Here is a 23,303-nt window from a genome sequence, read left to right on the forward strand (position 1 = left end):
AGGAGCTGATGGGCTACAGCAACCCACCCATCCCGTGGTCGCAGTTCGAGCGCGCCCTGTCGGACAAGCGGAGCCCCGGGTCGGGCAACGCGGGCGACGGCGGGGACAGCCCGGCGTGGTCGCGGAAGCGCGAGCCGTACGTCCCCACGGATTCGCCAGCGTCCACGGACGACGGCCCTCCGGTGGTGCCGTACGCCGAGCTGCACGCGCACTCGGCCTTCAGCTTCCTCGACGGTGCGAGCCAGCCCGAGCAGCTGTTCGAGGAAGCCGCACGGCTGCGCCTGCACGCCCTCGCCCTCACCGACCACGACGGCTTCTACGGTGCTGCCCGGATGGCCGAGGTGGCCGAGGCGTACCCGCAGGTCGGGACCGTCTACGGCACCGAGCTATCGCTGGGGCTCACCGAACCGCAGAACGGCGTTCCCGACCCCGAGGGCTCCCACCTGCTCCTGCTCGCCGACGGGCAGGACGGCTACCACCGGCTCGCGGGCGCGGTGACGAGCGCGCACCTCGCAGCCGGGTCCGAGAAGGGCAGCCCGCGCTACGACCTCGACGAGCTCGCGGCGCGGGCCGACGGACACTGGCGGGTGCTCACCGGGTGCCGGAAGGGCACCGTCCGACAGGCGCTCGAGCAGGGTGGGGAGTCCGCGGCGGAGACCGCCCTGCGCGTGCTGCTCGACCGCTTCGGCCGCGGCAACGTCGTGGTGGAGCTCCTCGACCACGGCGATCCGCTCGACAGCGCACGGAACGACGTGCTCGCGACCCTCGCCGAGCGGTACGCGCTGCCCCTGGTCGCGACCGGCAACGTCCACTACGCCACCCCGGACCGGTTCCCGGTGGCGACGGCACTGGCCGCGGTCCGAGCCCGGCGCAGTCTCGACGAGATCGACGGGTGGCTGCCGGCCGCCGACACCGCGCACCTGCGTTCCGGTGTCGAGATGACACGGCGGTTCGGGCGCTACCCCGGGGCGATCGAGAACACCGTCACGCTGGCCGACGAACTCGGGTTCCGGCTGCGTACGGTCAAGCCCGGGCTGCCGGACCTCGACGTGCCGGACGGGCACACCGCGATGTCCTGGTTGCGGGAACTCACCTGGACCGGAGCCCGCCGGCTCTACCCGGGCAGCGCCGACGGGGTGGACCCGCAGAAGCGCGAGCGCATCGAACGCGAGCTGGCGGTGATCGAGGACAAGAACTTCCCCGGTTACTTCCTGATCGTGCGCGACATGGTGCAGTACGCCCGTGGTCGGGGGATCCTCTGCCAGGGGCGGGGCTCCGCCGCGAACTCCGCGGTCTGCTACCTGCTCGAGATCACCGCGGTGGACTCGATCCGCTACGGTCTGCCGTTCGAGCGGTTCCTGTCGGCGATGCGCGACGAGGAACCCGACATCGACGTCGACTTCGACTCGGACCGCCGCGAAGAGGTGATCCAGTACGTCTACGAGAAGTACGGCCGGTACAACGCCGCCCAGGTCGCGAACGTCATCACGTACCGGCCGAAGGGCGCCGTCCGCGACATGGCGAAGGCCCTCGGCCACAGCCCGGGGCAGCAGGACGCCTGGTCGAAGCAGGTCGAACGGTGGGGCTCGGTGACCGAGAGCCAGGACCACGACATCCCGCCGGCGGTCGTCGGGTTGGCGAGCGACGTCCTGGGGTTCCCGCGCCACCTCGGGATCCACTCGGGTGGCATGGTGCTCACCGACCGGCCGGTGGGCGAGGTCGTGCCGATCGAGCACGCGCGGATGGACGGCCGCACGGTGCTGCAGTGGGACAAGGACGACTGCGCCTTCATGGGGCTCGTGAAGTTCGACATGCTCGGCCTCGGCATGCTCGCGGCGCTGCAGTACTCGTTCGACCTGGCGGCGGAGCACTGCGGGGAGCGCTGGGAGATGCACTCCATGCCGAAGGAGGAACAGGGCGTCTACGACCAGCTCTGCCGTGCGGACACGATCGGGGTGTTCCAGGTGGAGTCCCGCGCGCAGATGGGCACGCTGCCCCGACTGCTCCCGCGGCGCTTCTACGACCTGGTGATCGAGGTCGCCCTCGTCCGCCCCGGTCCGATCCAGGGCGGCGCCGTGCACCCGTACATCCGACGGCGCACCGGCGAGGAACCGATCACGTACATCCACCCGTCGCTCGAGCCGGTGCTCGAACGGACCCTCGGGGTGCCGCTGTTCCAGGAGCAGCTCATGCAGATGGCGATCGCGGTCGGCAACTGCTCGGGCGACGACGCCGACCTGCTGCGGCGGGCGATGGGCTCGAAGCGCGGCCACGAGAAGATCGACCGGCTGCGCGACAAGCTCTACGCCGGCATGTCCGACAACGGCATCCACGGCGAGGACGCCGACGCGATCTACGCGAAGATCCAGGCGTTCGCGAACTTCGGCTTCGCGGAGAGCCACTCGATCAGCTTCGCCCTGATCGTCTACGCGAGTGCCTGGATGCGGCTGCACTACCCGGGGGCGTTCCTGGCCGCGCTGCTCCGGGCGCAGCCGATGGGGTTCTACTCGCCGCAGACCCTGGTCGCCGACGCCCGGCGGCACGGCGTCCAGGTGCTCCGGCCGGACATCCTGCGGTCGGGCGTCGACGCGACGCTCGAGCCGCTCGGCGACGACCAGGTGCTGCCACCGTGCGGCGACGACGCCTGCCTGGTCACGGAGCAGCCGCCGGTGCTGCCCTTCGACAAGGCACTGCCCGACGACACCGCCAGGCACCGCCGCGACGGCGCCTTCGCGGTCCGGCTCGGGCTGGCCGAGGTCGCCTCGCTCAGTCGGAAGAGCGCCGAGAAGATCGTCGCCGAGCGCGACGCGAACGGCCCGTTCACCGACATGTCCGACCTCGCCCGCCGGGTGGGCCTGACGACGGCGCAGCTCGAGGCGCTCGCCGCGGCCGACGCCTTCGCCCCGTTCGACATCGACCGTCGCGGCGCGATGTGGTCGGCGGCCCAGGCTGCGGCGGAGCGCGCCGACCAGTTGCCGGACACGCAGGTCGTCGTCCAGCCGCCGCTGTTCGGGCAGATGACGAGCGGTGACGTCCTGATCGCCGACATGTGGTCGACGGGGATGACGACCGACGACCACCCCGTGCGGCACGTGCGCGACCGGCTCGCCGCCCGCCGGGTGCTCAGCGTGCAGGACACCGCGACCGCCGAGACGGGGCGGCGGGTCGAGATCGGCGGGATCGTCACGCACCGGCAGCGTCCGGCGACGGCGTCGGGGATCACGTTCCTGAACGTCGAGGACGAGACCGGGCTGGTCAACGTGATCTGCAGCGTCGGGGTCTGGGGACGCTACCGGCGGGTCGCCCGCGAGTCCCCGGCGGTGATCGTCCGGGGCATCCTCGAGCGGTCGCCCGACGGCGTGGTCAACCTGGTGGCGGACCGGATCGAGCACCTGTCGCTGTCCGTGCGCACGCGGTCGCGGGACTTCCAGTGAGTGGTCGCAGGTGAAGGGCGCGGAACGGGCGCGGCTACTCGACCTCGGGCAGTCGCACCGTGACCTCGAGCCCACCGGAGCGCACGTTCCGCAGCGACGCCGTGCCACCGGCGCGCTCGGCCACCGCGCGCACGATCGCGAGCCCGAGTCCGGACCCGCCGGGCAGTGCGATCGCGCCGGTGGCCGGATCGGGGCTCGGGCGTGACTTGCGGGCTTCGTCCGGTCGGGTGAACCGGTCGAACGCGACCGGGATGAACGACTCGGGGACACCGGGGCCGTCGTCGGTGATCTGCAGGACGCCCTCGCCCCCGGTGCTGCGCCAGGACACGAAGATGCCGCCACCGCGGGGGAGCGCCGACACCGCGTTGCCCGCGATGTTCGTCACGAGCTGCGCCATGCCGCCGGTGTCCAACCGGTAGCGGGGCTCGTGGGTCCCGCCGCCGATGCCCGGCCCGGAGCCGCCGACGGCCACGGGGGCCTCGAGGTCGAAGTCGACCGTGACGTCCTTGGCCGACGCGATGAGTCGCACCCGGTCGACGGCGGCCATGACCTCGTCGCCCAGGTCGGACCAGCCGGTCTCCGGCCGCTGGTCGCCGTCCTGCTCCCGTCGCTCGGACTCCTCGATCCGCGACAGCGCCAGCAGGTCGTTCGCCAGCCGCGAGAGGCGGGCGACGCTGTGCTTGGCGCGCTCGATGTGGGCGGCCAGCGCAGCGGCGTCGTCACCGTCGAGCGATGCCAGGTCGAGCTGCGTGGTGAGGATGGCGAGCGGGGTGCGGAGCTCGTGACTGGCGTCCGACACCATCTGCCGCTCTCGCTCGGTGGCCTGCCGCGTGCGGGCGAGGAACGCGTTGAGGGTCGTGGCGAGGGACGCGAGTTCGTCCTGGGCGGGGCCGACGGGCAGCTCGGCGCGTTCGGGCGCGACGGACAGCCGCTCGGCTTCGCGGCGCATCCGGTTGACGGGGCGGAGCGCCGCGGTCGCCAGGATCCAGGACGCGATCCCGAACGCCAGCAGGATCGCGACGCCCGTGAGCGACAGCGTCGAGGTGAGGTCGTCGACCACGATCGCCTCGGCCTGCGAGTTCCGGGCGGCGACCACCGTCCACCGTCCGGCCTGGTTCACGGGGTGTTCGACGACCACGCGGTACTCGGACCCGGACACCCGGATGATCGAGGCGCCGGCAGCGGTCGAGGTCAGGCTGCCGAGGGCGCTCTCCACCCGGGTGGGCATCGTCGACAGCACGATGTCGCCGGACGGGGAGACCACGGCGACGAGCTGGGCGTTGCCCGGTGGGGACAGGTCGGGGTCGCTGTCGACCTCGAGCGTGGCGACGTACGGGTCGGCGTCGGCGTCGAGCAGGGTCCGGGTCGCACTGGCGACGACGCTGACCACCTGGAACCGCATCACCAGCACCAGCAGCACGATCACGACCGCCGCGATCGCCGTCGAACCGATCGTGATCCGTGCTCGCAGGGACAGCAGGCGCAGGGGCCGGACCAGACCGCGTCGTGGGCGGTCCGGATCGGGGCGAGCGGACGCCCTGCTCACGCCCCGAGCAGATCCAGGCGGTACCCGCGGCCGCGGACGGTGGCGATCGCCACGGTGGCCTCGTGCGAGGTGAGCTTCTTGCGGAGGTACGAGATGTACTGCTCGACGACGTTCGGGTCGACGTGCTGCGAGCCGTCCCAGACCTCCTCGAGGATCTTCGGACGGTCCACCACGCTGCCGGCGGAGCGTGCCAGCAGTCGGAGCAGCGCGAACTCGGTCGGGCTGACGGCGACGCGCTGGCCCTTGATCGAGATGCGGCGGGCCTCGGAGTCGATCGAGACGTCGCCGACCTCGATCGTGCGCGGCGCCCCGGCGGACTCGCGGCGACCGAGGGCGCGGAGCCGGGCGGTGAGCTCGGCGAAGGCGAACGGCTTGGTGAGGTAGTCATCGGCGCCGGCATCGAGGCCGAACACGCGGTCGTCCACGGCGTCGCGCGCGGTGACGAGCAGGATCCGCACGGGGTCCTCGCGTTCGCGGATCCGGCGTGCGAGCTCGAACCCGGACATGCCGGGCATCATGACGTCCACGACGGCCAGGTCGAACGCCTGCTCGCCGAGGGCGATGAGCGCCTCGACCCCGTTCTCCACCGCCGTCACGCGGTACCCCTCGGCAGCGAGACCGCGCTCCATCAGGGCACGCATCTCGTCGTCGTCCTCGACCACCAACAGCCGCATAGTGGACCTCCTCGGACCCATCGTGGCATCGAACCGGCGCCGTGGGCCGATGCCGGGGCCGAACTCACTGAATCTCGTCACAGGAGCAGGTACCGCTGCTGCGAGTCCGCGGGGCAGAACGGTCTGTCCCGCGTTCTAGGGACATGAGGACTTCTTGCGTCGTTGCTAGGCTCCCGGAGCGGACAGCGCTTACCCGAAGCGCGGTCCGTTGCACCAGGGGGCACCATGAACGACCCGTCCGACCACCCGTCTGTCGACCATCCGGCCATCGTCCGTCTCCGCGCGGAGCTCGATGCCGCGTGGAAGGGCATCGGTGCCCTCGGCCAGATGGAGGGCGTCAGCCGCGACCGCGTGGTCGCCGAGCTGCGGACGGCCGTGCCCGACGTGGCGAGCCGTGCGGCGCGCGAGGTCGGCACCGATGCCGTCGTGGCCGAGATCGACCGGTTCGCCGACGCCGGTGTGCCCAGGACGGACCCCGCCGTGCCGGCCGCGGTGATCTGGGAGGACGTCGTGCAGACCGCCGCAGAAGCGGCCCGCGCCACGCGCTGACCCGAGGACCCGCGTCAGTCGTCCTCGCCGAGCAGCTCCTCGCGCACACGCCGGACGTCCTCGAGCAGGGCGCCGATGAGCACCCAGTGCCGTGAGTTCGGTCGGACGATCTCCATCGGCGCGGTCAGTGCGGGTTCGGCGGTCGACACCTCGGCATCGTCGCCGCCGGCACCCGCGGTGGACGACGGGTCCAGCCGCGTCGACTCGACCCGGGCGCTCAGGGCGCGGACGTCCGCGCCGATCCGGGCCACCTCCGTCGCGATGCCGCCGACCACGGGGTCGGCGCGCAGGTCGGGCGCGGTGTTGTCGCGGATCGCCCGGGTCATGCCGGTCACGCGCGTGACCAGGACGCGCAGGTGCTCGGTGATGGCGTCGTCACGGTCGAGGATCGTGCGGTGCCGTCCGCCGCGCGGGTTCATCGTCAGGGACTCGCGGGCCGCGTTGAGGGACGCCTCGGTCTTCGCGTGCTGCGCCCGGAGTGCGCGGGCGCGGACCAGGGCGTCCTGCCAGCGGTCGTGGTCCCAGCCCTCGGTCAGGCCGATCGCGACCCGTTCGAACGCCACGGCCGTGTCGCGGGCGAGTCGCGCGACGGCCAGGTGCGCCGGCTCGAGCAGCACCGGCGGGATGATCAGCGCGTTCACGACGAGGGCGACGACCGCACCGATCACCGTCTCGAGGATCCGGTCCGCCGAGTAGTTCGGCGTGACGACCCCGGCGGTGAGCACGAGCATCCCGCTGATGCTGACCTGGGTGGCCGAGGTCGGGGTCAGACGAAGCGCCCAGGCGATCAGGATCGCGAGCACGACCACGAGCAGCACGACCCACACGGAGTCGCCGAGCAACAGGTGGAACCCGGTGGCCAGCAGCACCCCGAGCACGACGCCGGCGCTCCGTTCGAGGCCCTTCACGAACGACTGGTTGATGCTCGGCTGCACGACGAGCAGTGCGGCGATCGCGGCGAAGGTCGGGAACGGCCCCTGGATCAGCAGCCGGCACAGCAGCACCGCCGCCACGACCGCGACCGCGGTCTTCACGACCTGCAGGAACGGCGTGCGACTCGAGCTGCGGAGACGCGCGACCGGGTTCACCCGGACCACGCTAGCCATCGCCCGCACGCCGAGCCGTGCACGAACGCGACGAAAACGCCCGGACACGGTTGACTGATGTCGTGTGGCCCAACCATGAGCGCGTCATCCCGCAGGCCTTCGCCGGCTCCGGGACCTCCGTCGTGGCCGCACGGGCGCACTCCGTCGAGCCCTCGGGCAACGGCTACCTGTACGGCTACGAGGTCGACACGGTCGACCGGAACGGCCAGCGTGCCACCGTCCTGACCTACGTCGACACCGGCGGCACGCACGACCAGAACAGTGCGATCGTCACCGATCCCGCGACCGGCGAGCCGGTCTCGGTGTGGGCCTACCCGAACGACCCCGGCCTGCCGGTGCTGCCGCAGGTGACCTACCGCGATGCGGTCGCCGAGCTCCTGACGACGCTCGGCATGCCCGTCACCGACCCGGTGCTCACGGTCGCCGCCTACCGACCCGGCAAGCGCGCGGTCGTGCGCGTCGACGCCCCGGAGCGCACCCTGTTCCTGAAGATCGTCCGCCCGCACCGGGTCGCGCCGATCGTGACGTCGCACGAGCAGTTCGTGGCGGCGGGCCTCCCCGTGCCCCGCGTGCTGTCCAGCCGCGGCGACGGACTCCTCGTGCTCGAGCGGATCCGCGGGGTGCCGGCCGGCAGCCGCATCCTCGACATCGCCGACGACCCCCGGTTCGTCGCGTCGCTGGCCGCCCTGAGCGGTCGGGTCGCCACCGTGCCGATGACCCAGCAGGCCCGCGCCGACGCGATGGACCACGCCGACTGGCACCGGCGCACACTCGTCGCCGCGCTGCCCCAGGACGCCGAGGAGATCGACCGCCTGTACGACGCCATCGGCCGGCGGTCGATCGGGTGGACGAGCGCGACGAAGCAGGTCGTGCACGGCGACCTGCACCTCGAGCAGGTCTTCGTCGACGAGGACGAGCCGTGGCGGATCTCCGGGCTCCTGGACATCGACACCGCCGGCTGGGGCTTCCCGGTCCGCGACATCGGCGCGGTCGTCGCGCACCTGGTCGTGACCGGTCTCTGGCACCGATCGCGCGGCGACGCCGAGCGTGGTGCGGCGGCCGAGCGCCTCGCCGACGGGATCGCCCGCGACTGGGTCGCCCGCAACCCCGGCGAGGCCGACCGCATCGGACCCGCCATCGGCGCCCAGCTGCTGGCGCACGCCGGTGGCCAGGCGACCACCGGCTCCGCGAACGGGATCCAGACCGCCGAGCAGCTCCTCGCGGCGACGCGGGCCGCGCTGGCGGACGCCGCACCGGTCCCGCCGGCGGCCGGCCTGGTCCGCCCGCGGTCCGCACCCCGCGTCTGACGGCTCGTGTCCCCGGTCGCGAAAGCGACACATCTGCGCGGAAGGTCGGCGTGGATCTGTCGCTTTCGCGGGGTGGTCGGCGTGGGGAGCCGAGATCTGTCGCTTTCGCGGGGTGGTCGGCGTGGGGATCCGGGATCTGTCGCTTCCGCGGGGTGGTCGCGCCCGGCGTCGGACGGGAGGCGCGTGGCGGGCCCGCACCGTGCCTCCCGGCCGTCCTGCAGCAGGATCCACGGCACGCGACGCGCGCGGGCGACGCGGAGTCGCCGCTGTCGGGGGTCGGGGAGTAAACTGACCCCGCACGCACCGCGTTCCCGCGTGCCGCGTCGATTCCGGACGCAGCCGTCGATCACTTGATCGACGCGGGAACCGGGCCGTGACCGCCCCGCGGGGGCGTCACGTGCGTGTGACGACGCCGGATCCCGGCGCGGACCGTCGCACCCGGCGCCGATCAGGCGCTCGTGGTGGAACGGACCGCGGGACTCCACCGGACGTCCCGAAGCGGGGACCGGCGATGCGGTGGGCCACGGTGGCCCGCAGCCGAACCGGAGCCGTGTCAGGACCCGGTGCAGGACTTCCGCCCCACGGGCGGCTCGCCCCGATGCGTGGGCGGAACAGGAGGAGCGTTGGCTCGATCAGGCACCCGGCGAGCTGCCGGCGGGACGCGGACCGCGTCACGTCGGACGAGGCCGCTGGACAACGACGGCGTGATCCCCGTCCTCGCCCGCGCAGTGCGCGAGGTCGAGGCGGCGGCGCAGCGTGGACCGCTCAAGGCGACGAACCGGACGAAGTTCCAGGCCGTCGCACTGCTCATGCGCGAAGAGCGCGCACGGGTGAAGGGCGACACCGAACTCACCGACTCGCAGCGCGCCGAGCAGCTCAAACGGCTCGACGGCGTCGCGACGATCCTTGCGAAGACGGCGGCGCGCGACACCAGCGTGATCCAGCTGCTCGCCGAAGAGGTCCAGGTCTCCGAGGCGACCCGAGCCGTCAAGCGCGACATGATGATCGCCGGCGGCATGGAGCTGCAGCCGGAGGACCTCGTCATCGCGACGGAACCCGCCCCGGTCGCCGAGACCCCGGTGCGCGCGGTCACCCCGCAGGCGGTCGTGCAGCGCCAGCTCGCGAACCCGTTCCTGCCGCCGGACTTCGCGCTCGCCGACCAGCCCGTCGCGCATCCGCGTCGCCTGGCGAACTGGGAGCTCTTCGGCCCGCTGTTCAAGTCGTTCGAGTACGGCGCAGGCGGGGGAGCGGCGACGATGCCGTTGCCCGAGCCCACGTCGCTGCACTCGCGCTCGGGCACCACCCTCATGAAGCACCAGGCCGAACTGGTCGCCGCCGCGTCGCAGGGGCACCGCACGTTCCTGCTCGCCGACGAGCCGGGTCTGGGCAAGACGGCGCAGTCGCTCCTCGCCGCCGACGCCGCGAACGCGTTCCCGCTGCTCGTGGTCGTGCCGAACGTCGTCAAGACGAACTGGGCGCGCGAAGCCGAGCGCTGGGTGCCGAACCACCGCGCCACCGTCATCCACGGCGACGGCAACGACCTCGACGGGTTCGCCGACATCGTCATCGTGAACTACGAGATCCTCGACCGGCACGCCGGCTGGCTCGGCGGCTTCGGCTTCAAGGGCATGGTCGTCGACGAGGCGCACTTCATCAAGAACAAGGACTCGCAGCGCGCCCGGTTCGTGCTGCAGATCGCCGACCGCATCCGGCAGCGCACCGCAGCGCCGCTGCTCATGGCGCTGACGGGTACCCCGCTGATCAACTCGGTCGAGGACTTCCGCACCATCTGGGAGTACCTCGGCTGGATCGACGACAAGAAGCCCCGCGCGAAGCTCATGAACGAGCTCGAGGAGATCGGGCTGACCCCGGCCGACCAGGGCTTCTTCGTCGAGGCCCGTCGTGCCGTGATCGACCAGGGCATCGTCCGACGCCGCAAGGTCGACGTCGCCGCGGACATCCCGGCCCGCCGGATCGCCGACATCCCCGTCGAGCTCGACGGCGACGAGGGCCGCTCCATCCGCGACGCCGAGCGCGAGCTCACCGCGAAGCTGGTGCGCCGGTACCACCAGGCGCTCGACGCCCGCACCGGGCAGGACCCGGTCGTCGGCATCGACCACAAGCTCGTGCGGCAGGTCGCCCGCTGGGAGCTCGAGGACCAGGATGCCTCGTCGACCGGCGAGAACGTGTTCTCGATGGTCCGCCGCATCGGTCGTGCCAAGGCCCAGCTCGCAGCGGACTACGCCGCGCAGCTCGCGTCGAACGTCGGCAAGGTCGTGTTCTTCGCCAAGCACCTCGACGTCATGGACCAGGCGGAAGAGGTCTTCGCGCGTCGGGGCCTGCGCACCGCAACGATCCGCGGCGACCAGACGGCCACGCAGCGCACGGCGCAGATCGACTCGTTCGTGAACGACCCCGACGTCGCCGTGATCGTCTGCTCGCTCACCGCGGCCGGCGTGGGCCTGAACCTGCAGGTCGCGTCCAACGTCGTGCTCGCCGAGCTGTCGTGGACGAGCGCCGAGCAGACCCAGGCGATCGACCGCGTGCACCGCATCGGGCAGGAGGAGCCCGTCACCGCGTGGCGCATCATCGCCGCACAGACGATCGACACGAAGATCGCCGAGCTCATCGACTCGAAGGCGTCCCTGGCCGCCCGCGCGCTCGACGGGTCGGACGAGGAACTCGTCGACTCCGGTGACATCCAGCTCGACGCGATGGCCGCACTGCTGACCGAGGCGCTCGGAGGCTAGCGACCGGGGCCCGCGGCGCGAGTCGCGGCGCGAGTTCGTCTCGCACAACCGAAGTCCGTCCGAACCACGCGATCACGCGGTTCGGACGGACTTTGGTCGTGCGGGGCTTCGCGCCGGGGGGCACCGGAGCACCCGGGGCGCCGGGGCACCGCTGCTCAGATGCGGGACTGCACCTCGGCCAGGGACGGGTTCGTCGCCGTGCTGCCGTCGGGGAACACCAGCGTCGGGACGGTCTGGTTGCCGCCGTTGACCTCGGCGACGAGCTCCGCCGTACCCGGGGTCTGCTCGATGTCGACCTCGGTGAAGGGCACACCGGCCTTCGTCATCTGGTTCTTCAGGCGGGCACAGTAGCCGCACCACGTGGTCGTGAACATCGTGACGCCGCCGGCTCCGGGGGTGAACTGCTCGCGCGTGATCGTGTCGCTCATGGCGCCAGGCTAACCCCGCTTTCTGGACGCCCTTGACGCGCTTATCCGATATAGCTAGGTTAAGCCGCATGGATCCGATCCAACGCATCACCGCCCCGACGCTCGACGTGCTCGACGCACTGCTGACCGTCGACGGCCCGGCATGGGGGCTGCTCGTCATCAAGGCCACCGGGCGCCAGGCCGGCACCGTCTACCCGATCCTCGAACGACTCGAGCGGCAGGGGTGGATCACGTCGTCGTGGGACGACGAGACCGATCGACCGGGTCCGCGTCGTCGGCTCTACGAGTTCACGCCCGACGGGGTCGACGCCGCACGCGACCTCGTCGCCGCGCGTCCGTCCGCCGCGACGCCCGCGCCGTCCGCCGCGACGCCCGCGCGTCCGGCTCGCTCGGCCCGGCCGGTGACCTCGTGAGCGCGCTCGACCGGGCGCTCGTGGGGGTCGCCGTCGCGGTCTCACCCGCGGCACACCGCGCCGCCCGCCGCGAGCAGTGGCTCGCCGACGTCCGCGATGCCCACGAACTCGACCTCTCGCCGACCGCACTCGCGTTCGGCGCGTTCACCACGGCGCTGTTCCACCGACGCGCCGGCCACCGTTCCACCTGGGGGGACACCATGACCGCACTGCCGACGCCCGTCCGTTCTGCACCGCACACCATCCGCACGATCCCGGTGCTCGTCGCGTTCGCGGTGCTGTCCTTCGTCGTCTCGGTGGGCGTCCTCGCGCTCCTGCAGCGGTACAACGGCCTGCCGGAGGCGCGTCCTGTCTTCGACCTGGTGGGGATCGGGCTCGCGGTGGTGCCGGGCGTCGCCGTCGCGACGAGCGTCCTGCTGGTGTCGGACGTCGCACGCCGCCGCCGGGTCCTCGGCGCTGTCGCCGTGTTCGCCGTCGCCGCCGTGTGGTGGGCGATCACGAACGGTTCGCTCAACGTCCCCGTGTACGCCCCGGTCCAGGTCGGCGTCATCGCGGCCGGGCTGCTCGCGGTCTGGCTCGTGGTGCTCCACCGGCCGGGATGGACGTACTCGCTCCTCGTCCTGCCCGTCCTCGCTGCCGTGCTGGTGTTCCCGCTCACGGAAGCAGCGAACGGCACGGGCATCCCGTACTCCGTCATGGCGCTGGTGTCGTGGGCCGGGCAGCTCGTCCCGTTCCTGGTCGCCGTCGTCGGAGCCGTGGTGGCGTCACGGTTCTCCACAGATGCGCCCGCGGTGGTCGAGGCGCACGGCGAAGCCCTGGTAGACAAGACCCCGTGAGCGACACCCACCTCGAGATCGAGCGCACCTACGACCTGCCAGAGGGCGGTGCCCTGCCCGACCTCGTCGGCGCCGGGGGCATCCTCCGCACCGAGCACCAGGAGCCGTTCGAGCTCGATGCGACGTACTGGGACACCGAACGGTACGACCTGGTGGCGGCGCGGGTCACGGTCCGCCGCCGCACCGGTGGCCCCGACGCCGGGTGGCACATCAAGCGCTCCGAGTCGGACACCGTCCGCCACGAGCAGCACTTCCCGCTGACCGACGACGCCGACGCGGTGCCGACCGAGGTCCTCGCCGCGCTCTTCACCGAGCGCCGCGGCCGCGGCCTGCGACCCGTGGTGCGCATCACCACCACCCGCACCGTCACCCGCCTGCTCGACGAGGACGGCGACCAGGTCGCCGAGCTCGCCGACGACCAGGTCACCGCCCAGCGCCTCGACGACGACGCACCGGAGACGCCACGCACCTGGCGCGAGGTCGAGGTCGAGGCCGTCGCGGGTGTCGACCCGCAGGTCGCACACGAACTCTTCACCGCCCTCGACGGGCGCTTCGCGGCCGTCGGCGCCGGCCCCGCCGCCGTCGCGTCCAAGCTGGCACGCGGGCTGGCAGGAGCACCGGCACCGCGCCTCCAGACCGAGGAGAAGCCGGACAAGGGCACGACCGCCCGCGTCCTGGCGAAGCGGCTGCGGAAGCTGCGCGCTGCGCTGCTCGGCCAGGAATCGCGCCTCCGCTCCGGCGATGCGGCCGACCTGCGTCAGACGGCCGAGACCGCCCTCGAGGTCGCTGCGATCCTGAGCGCCTACCGGCCGGCGTTCCCCGCCGGCGACGCCGTCGACCGCGCCGCCGAGGCAGCGGACGGGCTGGCCGCCGTCACGGCGCGCGCCGCCCTGAACGAGTACCTGATCGACCGGCTGCCGCGCGCGTCGACCCCGGCGCAGGACGACCTCGTCGACTCGATGACCCGCGAACGCATCCTGGCCTCGACCCGTGAGCGTCGCGACCAGTCGGTGCGGGACGTCGTCGCGTTCGTGCACGGCGAGCCGTTCCTCGAGCTGCTCGACGCGCTCGACGACGCGGTCGAGCGGCCGGCCCCGACCGAGTGGTCGCTCCGTTCACCGAAGAAGGTCGCGCAGGACGTCGGGGCGGTCGTGAAGCCGCACATCCGGGAGCTCGTCCGGGCCGCGGTCGCCGACGACACCTCCGACACCGCCGCCGAGCGCGAGGCCGCCGACCGCGCGACCACCGAAGCCGCGTGGCAGGCCACGATGCGGGCGCGGATGGCGATGGACGTCCTCGGCGACGACGCGTTCCCGCACGCCCTCTGGAAGCGGATCGGCAGCGCGGCCGACGTCCTGACCGAGCGGGTCCGGTCGCTGCACGCCCTCGACGCACTGCGGACCAACGCGGCGATCGCCGAGCGCGGTGGCGAGGGGACGTTCGGGTACGGCGTGCTCGCGGGGGACCGGGTGCGGCTGGCCGAGGAGTCCTACGACGAGGCGGTGCACGCGCTCAACCGCGTGTGAGCCGTGCGATGCGCCGCGCCGCGCCGCTGGCGTTCGCGGGCGTTCGCGGAGGATCGCTTGGTGAGCAGAAATGGTCGGGTGCCCACGGGCAACCCGACCATTTCTGCTCACGAAGTGGTCAGGACGCGGCAGGTGCCTCGTCCGCCAGACCCAGCACGTCCAGCAGCCAGGCCAGCTCGAACGCCCGCTCCTTCCACGAGGCGTACCGACCGCTCACGCCACCGTGGCCCGCGGACATCTCGGTCTTCAGCAGCACCGGCGCCCCGACCTCGCGCAGCTTCGCGGTCCACTTCGCTGGCTCGACGTACAGCACACGGGTGTCGTTGAGCGACGTCACGGCGAGGATCCGCGGGTACTGCACGTCGTCGCGGACGTTCTCGTACGGGGTGTACTCGCTCATGTAGCGGTAGACCTCCGCGTCGTGCAGCGGGTCGCCCCACTCGTCCCACTCGATGACGGTCAGCGGCAGGTCGGGGTCGAGGATGCTCGTGAGCGCGTCGACGAACGGCACCGCGGCGACGATCCCGGCGAACCGATCCGGCGCGATGTTCGCCACCGCACCCATCAGCAGCCCGCCGGCGCTGCCGCCCTCGGCCACGAGCCGGTCCGCGGTGGTGCGGCCGGACGCGATCAGGTGGTCGGCGACCGCGACGAAGTCGGTGAACGTGTTCTTCTTCGTCAGGGTCTTGCCGTTCTCGTACCAGTGGCGGCCCATCTCGCCCCCACCGCGCACGTGGGCGACCGCGAAGACGACACCGCGGTCGAGCATCGACAGGCGCATGACGCTGAAGCCGGGGTCGATCGAGTGCTCGTACGAGCCGTAGCCGTACAGGTGGAGCGGCGAAGGGGTGTCCGCGTCGACGGCGTCGCGGCGCCACACGAGCGAGATCGGGACGCGGGTGCCGTCCGAGGTGGTGGCCCAGTCGCGCTCCTGCGCGTAGTCGGCCGGGTCGTAGCCGCCGAGCACGGGCTGGCGCTTGAGGACCGTCACCTGGCCGGTCGCCAGGTCGAGGTCGCTGACCTCGGACGGGGTGACGAAGGACGTGAACCCGATGCGGAGCGTCGGCTGGTCCCACTCGGGGTTGCCGCCGAGCCCGGCCGAGAACAGTGCTTCGTCGAACGGGACCTCGTGCGCGTCGCCGTACCCGTCGCCCTCGATGGGGATGATCGCGATGCGGGGGAGCGCCTCGGATCGGTACTCGAGCGCGAGGTGCCCGGCGAAGGCGTCGACGGACTCGATGCGGCGCTCGCTGTCGTGCGCCACGACCACACGGCGGTCACGTTCGGACGTCGGGTCGTCGGCGGGGACGTCGACGAGCTCGAAGTTCTCGGCGCCGTCGTTGTGCAGCACGAGGAACCGGTCGCTGCCGCCGACGATGGCGTGCTCGATCTCGTACTCGACACCGTCGCGCCGCGGCCAGACGACCTGGAACTCGCCGGTGGGGTCGGCTGCGTCGAGCACCAGGGCCTCCGAGGTGATCTTCGACCCGAGCTCGATGACGATGTACTGCGACGATCGGGTCACGCCGACGCCGACCCAGTAGCGGTCGTCCGGTTCCTCGAACACCAGGACGTCGTCGGCCGCAGCCGCGCCGACCGCGTGCCGCCAGATCTTGTCCGGGCGCCACGACTCGTCGACCGTCGGGTAGAAGACGTACCGGCCGGCGGGGTCGAAGGTGGCGCCGGCCCCGGTGTTCGGGATGGCGTCGCCGAGGTCGGCGCCGGTCGTCAGGTCGCGGACGTGCAGGGTGTACCGCTCGTCGCCCTCGACGTCGATGCCGTACACCAGGCGGGTGCCGTCGTCGCTGATGTCGTAGGTGCCGAGCGAGAAGAACTCGTGGCCGTCGGCCAGGGCGTTGCCGTCGAGCACGACCTGCTCGCCGGGCAGGGTGGACTCACCCTCGACGACGGCCGGCGGGGTCCAGTCGTCCGGACCGGCGATCGGCGCGCGGCAGTGCACGCCGTACTGGCTGCCCTCGGCCGTGCGGGTGAAGTACCACCAGTCGCCCATGCGCACCGGCACCGAGAGGTCGGTCTCCTGGACGCGGCTCTTGACCTCGGCGAAGACGCGGTCGCGCAGCGGCGCGAGGTGCTCGGTCGCGGCGTCGGTGTACGCGTTCTCGGCCTCGAGGTAGGCCAGGGTGTCCGGCGACTCCTTGTCGCGCAGCCACTCGTAGTCGTCGACGAAATCGATGCCGTGGTGGGTCCGCGTCACGGGCCGCTTGGCGGCGGTGGGAGGGGTGGCCTGGGAGTGCTCGGTGCTCACCGTCCCACCCTATTCGCACCGCCCCGCGGCGAGCCGGGCGTCATGCCACCGCACGGACCGGGTTCGATCGCCCGGTGACCGCAGCCTGCACGCGCTGCTCGAAGGCCTCGAGCTCGTCGACCACCGCCGGCGCCACCCAGGCCCGGTCGCGCTGCCGCTCGGTGACCGGACGCAGCACCCCGGTCCGCACGAGGTCCGCGGCGACGGCATCAGCGGCCCCGGCCGGGACGAGCTCCTGCAGCCGGGTCTCCGTCAGGACCGGATCGTCGGAGAGCGCCCGGCCGACGACCGCGTGCAGCCCGTCGGCGCACGGCCCTGCAGCCCGGTCGGCCGCGTGTTCGTCGAGGAGCAGGGCGGTCACGATCGCCTCGTCGCACACGGTGCCGATGGCGATCGCGACGTCTGCCACGAGGGCGTCCACGACCCCGTCGCGGTACCGCTCGAGGTGCCGGAAGTACCGGCCCCGTTCCGCTGCGAGCGCGGTGGCGATCGGTGCGGTCACCGTCGTCGTGACGCCCCGGCGGCGCAGCACGGCGCTGATCACCGCACGTCCGATCCGGCCGTTGCCGTCGGTGAACGGGTGGATCGACTCGAACTGGGCGTGCCCGATCGCAGCCTGGGCGATCGGGTGCAGGTCCGTCCGGTGCAGGAACGCGAAGAGGTCGGACATGAGCGGCGCGACGAGCTCCGGCGGAGGCGGGACGTACGTCGCCAGCCGCGGGGTGTCACCGCCACCGATCCAGTTCTGGACGCTGCGGTAGCGCCCGGCGTACCGCCCGTCGACCGGGTCGTCGCGCATGAGCAGCCGGTGCGCCTCGAGCAGCGCGGCCTCGGTGATCACGCCCGTGTCCGCTGCTGCGACCAACCCCTCGATCGCTCCGGCGGCGCGGACGACGACGGTCGCAGTCGGGTTCGCGCGGATGCCCACGAGTGCTCGGGCGCAGTCGTCGAGCGACGCGGATTCGTCCTCGATCCGTGAGGACGCCACCGCCTCGGTCCGGCCGATCACCGAGCCGAGCGGCGTGAGTCGGGAACCGTGGTGGACGTCGAGTGCACGGAGCGCGGCCGCGGCGCGGTCGAGGAGCGCTTCGGTGGCATCGCCGGGCACCCACCGGACCCGGGCGATCCGCGGCGGCAGCGACACCCGCACGGACGTCGTCAGGCGGTCGTCGCGGGAGCCCCGACGGGAACTGCGCCACGGACGCTCCGCACTGCCGTGCGCGGGCCAGCTGCCGGGTGCGGGCGACGTGCCGTGGAGGTCCGCGGGGTCGATCCGATGTGCCATGCCGCGAGCGTAGAGACCTCCGGACGCCCGACGCCAGGAGTTCGTATCTCGCGTGTGCGCCGCCCGCGTAGCGTTGGTGGCATGCGCAACTCCTTCGCGATCACCGGTGCCCACGTCATCCCCGTCTCCGCCCCCGCCTTCGACGGCGGCGCGGTCGTCGTCGAGGACGGCCGCATCACGGCGGTCGGTCCGGACGTCACACCGCCACCGGGAGTCACCGTCGTGGACGCAGCCGGTGCCTGGCTCGTGCCCGGGTTCGTCGAGTCGCACGGCCACGTCGGCATCCACGAGGAGGCGAACGGCGAGGCCGGCAACGACACGAACGAGATGACCGGCCCCAACATGGCCGGGGTCCGTGCGATCGACGCGATCGACATCGACGACGAGGGCTTCCGCGATGCGCTCGCCGGCGGCATCACGAGCATCGTCGTGAAGCCCGGCTCGGGCAACCCGATCGGCGGCCAGACCGTCGCCATCAAGACCTGGGGCGGCCGGACCGTCGACGAGCAGCTCATCTCGGACTCGGTGAGCATCAAGAGCGCCCTCGGCGAGAACCCGAAGCGCGTGTACGGCGGCAAGGGCCAGACGCCGTCGACGCGCCTGGGCGTCGCGAAGATCATCCGTGACGCCTTCGTCGAAGCCCAGAACTACCGTGCCGCCCGCGACGCCGCCGCGGCCAAGGGCGAGCCGTTCGCGCGGGACCTGTCGAAGGAGGCCCTGGTCCGGGTCCTCGACGGCGAGCTCGTCTGGGACCAGCACACCCACCGCCACGACGACATCGCGACCGCCATCCGGCTGTCCGAGGAGTTCGGGTACCGACTCGTCGTGAACCACGGCACCGAGGCGCACAAGATCGCGAGCCTGCTCGCCGAGAAGGACATCCCGGTCATCTACGGCCCGCTGTTCACGAGCCGATCGAAGGTGGAGCTCCGGGACCGCGGCATCCCGAACCTCGCCACCATCGCCGCGGCCGGCGTCCGGGTCGCGATCACCACCGACGCCCCCGTCGTGCCGATCGGCATGCTCGTCGACCAGGCGACGGCCGCGGTGAAGGAGGGCCTCCCCGCGCAGACCGCGCTCGAGGCGCTCACCGTCAACCCGGCCGAGTTCCTGGGCTTCGGGGACCGCGTCGGACGGCTGGCCGAGGGCTACGACGCCGACCTCGTGCTCTGGGACGGCGACCCGCTCGACGCCACCAGCCGCGCGACACGCGTCTGGATCGACGGCGAGCCCGTCTTCGAGTGGGCGGACGGCGTCGGCGTCACCACCCCGCGCTGGTAGCGGGGGAGAGCCGGGAGGCGCGGATCGCGACGTGCCCGGACGTCGCGATCCGGGCCTCCCGTCCGTGGCGCCGGGGCGCTGGGTGGTGACGGTCGGCGGACCCGGCCGGCTCAGACCTCGCGCGCCAGCAGGAACTCGTTGATGCGGTCCGTCAGGTCCGCGTCGATCGCCCGGGTGTCGCCGTTCACCGAGCGGATCGGCGCCGCCTGACGGACGCTCGACACGAGCCAGAGCGCGTCGGCGGCCTGCAGGTCGGCGAGGGTGACGAGCTCGTAGGCGGTCTCGATGCCGGCCTGCTCGGCGAAGCGGAAGACGTCGGCCTGCGTGGTGCCGGCGAGGATCCCGATGTCGGTGCGCGGCGTGACGAGCCGGTCGCCGACCTTCAGGATCAGGTTCGCGCGCGTGCCCTCGAGCACGTAGCCGTCGCTCGACACGAACAGGGCGTCGTCGGCCCCGCGGCGTGCGGCCTCGCGCAGGGCGGCCATGTTGACGGCGTACGAGAGCGTCTTCGCGCCCTGCAGCAGCCACGGCGAGGTGCGCTCGACGTCGTGCCGGTACCCGCGGTCCAGCACCACGACGGAGATGCCCTCGGTGCGCGCCGCGGTGGAGTCGACGGACGGCGCGGCGTACACCCACCCGGTGGGGCGGTCGGTGCCCTCGACACCACGGGTCAGGACGGTCTTGGCGAAGGCCTCGCGGACCGGGTCGAGCCGGGCGCAGACGGCCTCGATCGCCTGCCGCCACGCGTCGGGGTCCGGCGCGGGCAGGTCGAGCATCGCGGCGGAGCGGCCGAACCGGGCGAGGTGCGCCTCGAGTGCCTGGGGGCGACCGTCGACCACCGTGATGGTCTCGAACACGCCGTCGCCCCGGGTGATGCCGAGGTCCTGGACCTGCAGGTGCTCCTCGAGCGGCTTCGCCCAGGTGAAGGCGTCCGCTGCGGGGTCGTGCGGCGCGGCGTCGCGGGAGGGCTGGTTGAGGATCGCGAGCACGGTTTCGGTCATGTGCCCATCCAACCGCACGGGCGTCCGAGCGCGGTGTGCGGCCGTCAGCTCGCGTCGGGCAGCGCGCCCATGAGCTTCCACACCGCCTGCGTCAGTTCGGGGTGCTGCAGCGCGATCCGGCGCAACCGGTGGTACTCCTCGCCGAGGGCCGTGCCCTGACCGGACGCGGGGTGCATCGACCACTGCGCGTTCCGCTTGCCGATGGCCGCGTCGAGGTCGACCGCATCGGCCCGGAGGATCAGCACGACCTGCTCGTCGACCGTGGGGAGCGTGGGCATGAACTCCCAGGGGTCCTCGCCCTGTCGGCTCCGGTGCTCGACGAGCATCGAGATCTCCTCGGCCGCCTCGGCGCGCAGCACTTCGAGGCTGCGCCCGGTCCTGCGGGGCTCAGCCATGGTGCCCCCGCAGCCCGCCTGCCATGGGAAGAGCGTACGGCACTTCTTCGGCCACACTGGACGGGTGACCCCGCGCGACGAGAGCAAGTCCCAGCACCCCCGAGTGGTCGTCGTCTACCTGCTCCGTGATGGTGCGGACGGCCCCGAGGTGCTGCTGGGCGAGAAGCGCCGCGGCCTCGGCACGGGCCGACTGGTCGGCCCCGGCGGCAAGCGTGAGCCCGGCGAGACGGCGGTCGAGACCGCCGTGCGCGAGGTGCGTGAAGAGGTCGGCCTGCGGCTCGACGCGGTCGACCTGGAGGCCCGTGGCACGTTGGACTACCGGTTCCCGTACCGACCGTCCTGGTCCCAGGTCTCGGACGTCTTCGTGTGCCGCCGCTGGCAGGGCAGCCCGTCGGGCTCCGACGAGCTCGAACCGCGGTGGATCCCCGTCGCCGACGTCCCCTACGGGGCGATGTGGGACGACGCGAAGTACTGGCTGCCGGGGGTGCTGCGTGGGGGTTCGGTGCGTGCACGCTTCACGTTCGCCGACGACGACGCGACGGTCGCGGGCTTCACCGGGACGGGCGTCGAGACACCCGCGTAGTCCGCGTCAGCGGGTCTGCTGGTGGGTGCGGGTGCTGCCGGTGCGCGCCTCTTCGGCAGCGGCGATGACCTCGGCGTCGCCGCTCCGACCACCGAGGGGCCGGACGAAGAAGTCGATGATCCCGAACACGATCGCGCCGACCATGGCGAACATCGCCCAACCGACGAAGAGCCCGGCGGTGTTCCGGCCGTCGGCGGGGGCGAGCACGATGCTCGCGACGTAGAAGCCGACCGTCAGCACGAGGAGCACGACGACGACGGTGACGAGGACGCGGTGCCAGGTGATGCGGGGGTTCATGCGACCCAGGATACCCGGCCGCCGTGGCTCACCGGTCGGCGTGCCGGCCGTGCGGCTGGTCGTCCGTGGCCTCGACGCGAGCCGACGTGTCGGACCGGACCGGGGCCCTGGAACCCTCGGTGCGTGGGACGGGACGGGTGCGTGGTCCGGTCCCCGCTCCTCCCGGCCGCTGCACCGGGATGCGGCCCGTGGGGGTGGTCTCGGTCTCGAGGCCGTCGCGACCACCCGTGAAGACGTCGCCGCCGACGCGGGCGTCCTCCCAGTCGTCGTCGCTCAGGACGCTCAGGGTGCCCGTCTCCGTCGACTCGAGGCCGTGGCGCTCGAGCTCGGCGTCGCGCTCCTTGCCGAGGAACTCGCGGTTCGCGGTGTTGGCGTCCTGGAACATCGTGGTCCGGCCGGTGACGATGGCGCGGATGCGGCGCCGTTCCCACCACTTCTTGCCGAAGTACATGAGCACCAGGCCGGCCGCGGCGTAGCAGCCCATCGTGATCAGGCCACGCGCCGGGCCCGGACCGACGCCGTAGATCTGGTGCTTGATCATGTCGACCATGCTCGACCCGACGACGACGTTGTTGAGCCAGGCGAACGGCTCTGGCATGAACCACTTCGGGTACGCGCCCCCGGACGACGGCATCGACAGGAACACGAAGCAGATCATGGCGGGAGCGGCGATGAACCGGCCCACGAAGTAGCTCAGCCCGTTGACGGCGAGACCGATCGCGACGATCCACCCCCACGCGATGAGCACGAGCTGGATCCAGTGGCCGTGGATCGCACCGACCACCGGTCCGGCGAGCGTGTTCGTGATGAGGGAGATGACGAGGCCACCGACGACGATGACGGCCATGCGGGTGCGGTGCCGGAGCGGACCGCCCATGATCCCGATGAACATCGCGACCATGTAGCCGCCGATGCACCAGGCGAGCATGACGTACATCGGCACGGTGCCGTACTCGTCCCACGCGGGCAGGGGAGCGAGCTCGGTGACCGTCGGACTCGCGACCCCGATGCCGGTCAGGACCGCGGTCAGGGTCGCCGGGACGAGGCTCGCGACCTGGAACTGGTGTGCGCTCGCCTTGAAGAACTCGTTCGTCGCGGGGTCGTAGGCGACCGCCATCGAGCCGGCGAGGACGTCACGCTTCGCCGCGGCCAACGAGTCGTACGTGTGGAAGACGAACTCGCCCGGCAACGCCTTCTGCACGGCGGCGACGAGCGTCGGGTCGCTGCCGACCAGGGCGATCGGCACGTCGTGCGGGTGCGGTGCGTGGAAGGCGAAGACGTAGCAGAGGCAGAAGCCGACGATGAAGAAGAGCGGCATCCAGAGCTGCAGGCCGATGAGCTGGAGCGACGGGTGCAGGGTGGCGTACCAGCGGCGGTAGGCGCCGTGCTGCTGCGGCTCCGGGACGGGCGCCTGACGACGCGGGGCCGGTCGGGATGACCCGGCGACCTTCGCACCGCGACGGGGCTTCGTTCCGCGGGCCGAGGGCCGGGTGCTGCGTGGCTTCGGTGCCGACGTCGGCCGGGACGCTCCGGGACGTTCCGGGGTGTCGTCGTTCCTGGGGACGTCGTTCCGCGGCGTGCTCACGTTCGCGCTGTGCTCCTGTTCTCGGACGGAGCGCCAGGATA

The 23,303-nt window shown here is 72.3% G+C and carries 19 protein-coding genes; 9 read left to right on the plus strand and 10 right to left on the minus strand.

The annotated features are described in order from the left end of the window. Positions 1–8 precede the first annotated feature (8 nt). Positions 9–3,434 (plus strand): error-prone DNA polymerase, encoded by a 3,426-nt coding sequence (locus ACGH48_RS06485; RefSeq protein ID WP_396290686.1) that lies wholly within the window; start codon positions 9–11, stop codon positions 3,432–3,434. A 34-nt stretch (positions 3,435–3,468) separates the two neighbouring features. Here the strand turns inward: ACGH48_RS06485 and ACGH48_RS06490 are convergent, their stop codons facing one another. Both ACGH48_RS06490 and ACGH48_RS06495 read right to left on the minus strand, forming a co-directional pair. Then, on the minus strand, positions 3,469–4,980 hold the full coding sequence (locus tag ACGH48_RS06490; RefSeq protein ID WP_396290687.1) for a sensor histidine kinase: 1,512 nt from the start codon (positions 4,978–4,980) through the stop codon (positions 3,469–3,471). Beyond that, on the minus strand, positions 4,977–5,654 hold the full coding sequence (locus tag ACGH48_RS06495; RefSeq protein WP_123313488.1) for a response regulator transcription factor: 678 nt from the start codon (positions 5,652–5,654) through the stop codon (positions 4,977–4,979). Before ACGH48_RS06495 ends, ACGH48_RS06490 begins: the two co-directional genes overlap by 4 nt. Positions 5,655–5,879: 225 nt before the next feature. On the opposite strand from ACGH48_RS06495, the gene ACGH48_RS06500 reads away from it, so the two are divergent. Continuing rightward, positions 5,880–6,203, plus strand: a complete 324-nt coding sequence (locus tag ACGH48_RS06500; RefSeq protein WP_396290688.1) for a hypothetical protein — start codon at positions 5,880–5,882, stop codon at positions 6,201–6,203. A gap of 14 nt (positions 6,204–6,217) precedes the next feature. Here the strand turns inward: ACGH48_RS06500 and ACGH48_RS06505 are convergent, their stop codons facing one another. Beyond that, positions 6,218–7,291 carry an aromatic acid exporter family protein gene (locus ACGH48_RS06505; protein ID WP_260233114.1) on the minus strand — a complete coding sequence of 358 codons (1,074 nt, stop codon included), beginning with the start codon at positions 7,289–7,291 and terminating at the stop codon, positions 6,218–6,220. Between the two features lie 80 nt (positions 7,292–7,371). Here ACGH48_RS06505 and ACGH48_RS06510 point away from each other — a divergent pair, with 80 nt between their 5' ends. Both ACGH48_RS06510 and ACGH48_RS06515 read left to right on the plus strand, forming a co-directional pair. Next, positions 7,372–8,616 carry a phosphotransferase enzyme family protein gene (locus ACGH48_RS06510; RefSeq protein ID WP_123313491.1) on the plus strand — a complete coding sequence of 415 codons (1,245 nt, stop codon included), beginning with the start codon at positions 7,372–7,374 and terminating at the stop codon, positions 8,614–8,616. A gap of 623 nt (positions 8,617–9,239) precedes the next feature. Further along, positions 9,240–11,366 (plus strand): DEAD/DEAH box helicase, encoded by a 2,127-nt coding sequence (locus ACGH48_RS06515; protein ID WP_185021421.1) that lies wholly within the window; start codon positions 9,240–9,242, stop codon positions 11,364–11,366. Positions 11,367–11,521: 155 nt separating this feature from the next. Here the strand turns inward: ACGH48_RS06515 and ACGH48_RS06520 are convergent, their stop codons facing one another. Next, entirely contained in the window at positions 11,522–11,794 is a 273-nt protein-coding gene (locus ACGH48_RS06520) for a mycoredoxin (protein WP_123313492.1), read from the minus strand. Positions 11,795–11,862: 68 nt separating this feature from the next. Here ACGH48_RS06520 and ACGH48_RS06525 point away from each other — a divergent pair, with 68 nt between their 5' ends. From ACGH48_RS06525 to ACGH48_RS06535, 3 genes are read left to right on the plus strand one after another with little or no spacing between them, the layout of a single operon-like run. Next, positions 11,863–12,207 carry a PadR family transcriptional regulator gene (locus ACGH48_RS06525; RefSeq protein WP_396290689.1) on the plus strand — a complete coding sequence of 115 codons (345 nt, stop codon included), beginning with the start codon at positions 11,863–11,865 and terminating at the stop codon, positions 12,205–12,207. Further along, on the plus strand, positions 12,204–13,043 hold the full coding sequence (locus tag ACGH48_RS06530) for a hypothetical protein (RefSeq protein ID WP_396290690.1): 840 nt from the start codon (positions 12,204–12,206) through the stop codon (positions 13,041–13,043). Before ACGH48_RS06525 ends, ACGH48_RS06530 begins: the two co-directional genes overlap by 4 nt. Next, positions 13,040–14,569 (plus strand): CYTH domain-containing protein, encoded by a 1,530-nt coding sequence (locus ACGH48_RS06535; protein WP_340196185.1) that lies wholly within the window; start codon positions 13,040–13,042, stop codon positions 14,567–14,569. The genes ACGH48_RS06530 and ACGH48_RS06535 overlap by 4 nt, the downstream gene beginning before the upstream one ends. A gap of 118 nt (positions 14,570–14,687) precedes the next feature. Here ACGH48_RS06535 and ACGH48_RS06540 read toward each other — a convergent pair whose 3' ends face one another. Next, positions 14,688–16,835 (minus strand): S9 family peptidase, encoded by a 2,148-nt coding sequence (locus tag ACGH48_RS06540; protein WP_396290691.1) that lies wholly within the window; start codon positions 16,833–16,835, stop codon positions 14,688–14,690. Between the two features lie 40 nt (positions 16,836–16,875). Beyond that, positions 16,876–18,120, minus strand: coding sequence for a Fic family protein (locus ACGH48_RS06545; RefSeq protein WP_396290692.1), 1,245 nt, complete (start codon positions 18,118–18,120; stop codon positions 16,876–16,878). An 81-nt stretch (positions 18,121–18,201) separates the two neighbouring features. On the opposite strand from ACGH48_RS06545, the gene ACGH48_RS06550 reads away from it, so the two are divergent. Beyond that, the gene (locus tag ACGH48_RS06550; protein ID WP_396290693.1) at positions 18,202–19,401 is read left to right on the plus strand and encodes an amidohydrolase; all 1,200 of its coding nucleotides are present in this window, start codon (positions 18,202–18,204) and stop codon (positions 19,399–19,401) included. Between the two features lie 110 nt (positions 19,402–19,511). Here ACGH48_RS06550 and ACGH48_RS06555 read toward each other — a convergent pair whose 3' ends face one another. Continuing rightward, positions 19,512–20,402: an aminodeoxychorismate lyase gene (locus ACGH48_RS06555; protein ID WP_396290694.1), complete on the minus strand. Its 891-nt coding sequence runs from the start codon at positions 20,400–20,402 to the stop codon at positions 19,512–19,514. A 44-nt stretch (positions 20,403–20,446) separates the two neighbouring features. Next, the gene (locus ACGH48_RS06560) at positions 20,447–20,797 is read right to left on the minus strand and encodes a tryptophan synthase subunit alpha (protein WP_123313499.1); all 351 of its coding nucleotides are present in this window, start codon (positions 20,795–20,797) and stop codon (positions 20,447–20,449) included. A 64-nt stretch (positions 20,798–20,861) separates the two neighbouring features. On the opposite strand from ACGH48_RS06560, the gene ACGH48_RS06565 reads away from it, so the two are divergent. Further along, positions 20,862–21,380 carry an 8-oxo-dGTP diphosphatase gene (locus tag ACGH48_RS06565; RefSeq protein WP_185021424.1) on the plus strand — a complete coding sequence of 173 codons (519 nt, stop codon included), beginning with the start codon at positions 20,862–20,864 and terminating at the stop codon, positions 21,378–21,380. A 6-nt stretch (positions 21,381–21,386) separates the two neighbouring features. Here ACGH48_RS06565 and ACGH48_RS06570 read toward each other — a convergent pair whose 3' ends face one another. Continuing rightward, complete coding sequence (locus ACGH48_RS06570) at positions 21,387–21,677, minus strand: hypothetical protein (protein WP_123313501.1); 291 nt, start codon at positions 21,675–21,677, stop codon at positions 21,387–21,389. A 28-nt stretch (positions 21,678–21,705) separates the two neighbouring features. Further along, a complete protein-coding gene (locus ACGH48_RS06575) occupies positions 21,706–23,262 on the minus strand; it encodes an ABC transporter permease (protein WP_123313502.1) in 1,557 nt (518 codons plus the stop codon). Between the last annotated feature and the right edge of the window lie 41 nt (positions 23,263–23,303).

It is taken from the genome of Curtobacterium pomorum (assembly GCF_044497295.1).
GTDB lineage: Bacteria > Actinomycetota > Actinomycetes > Actinomycetales > Microbacteriaceae > Curtobacterium.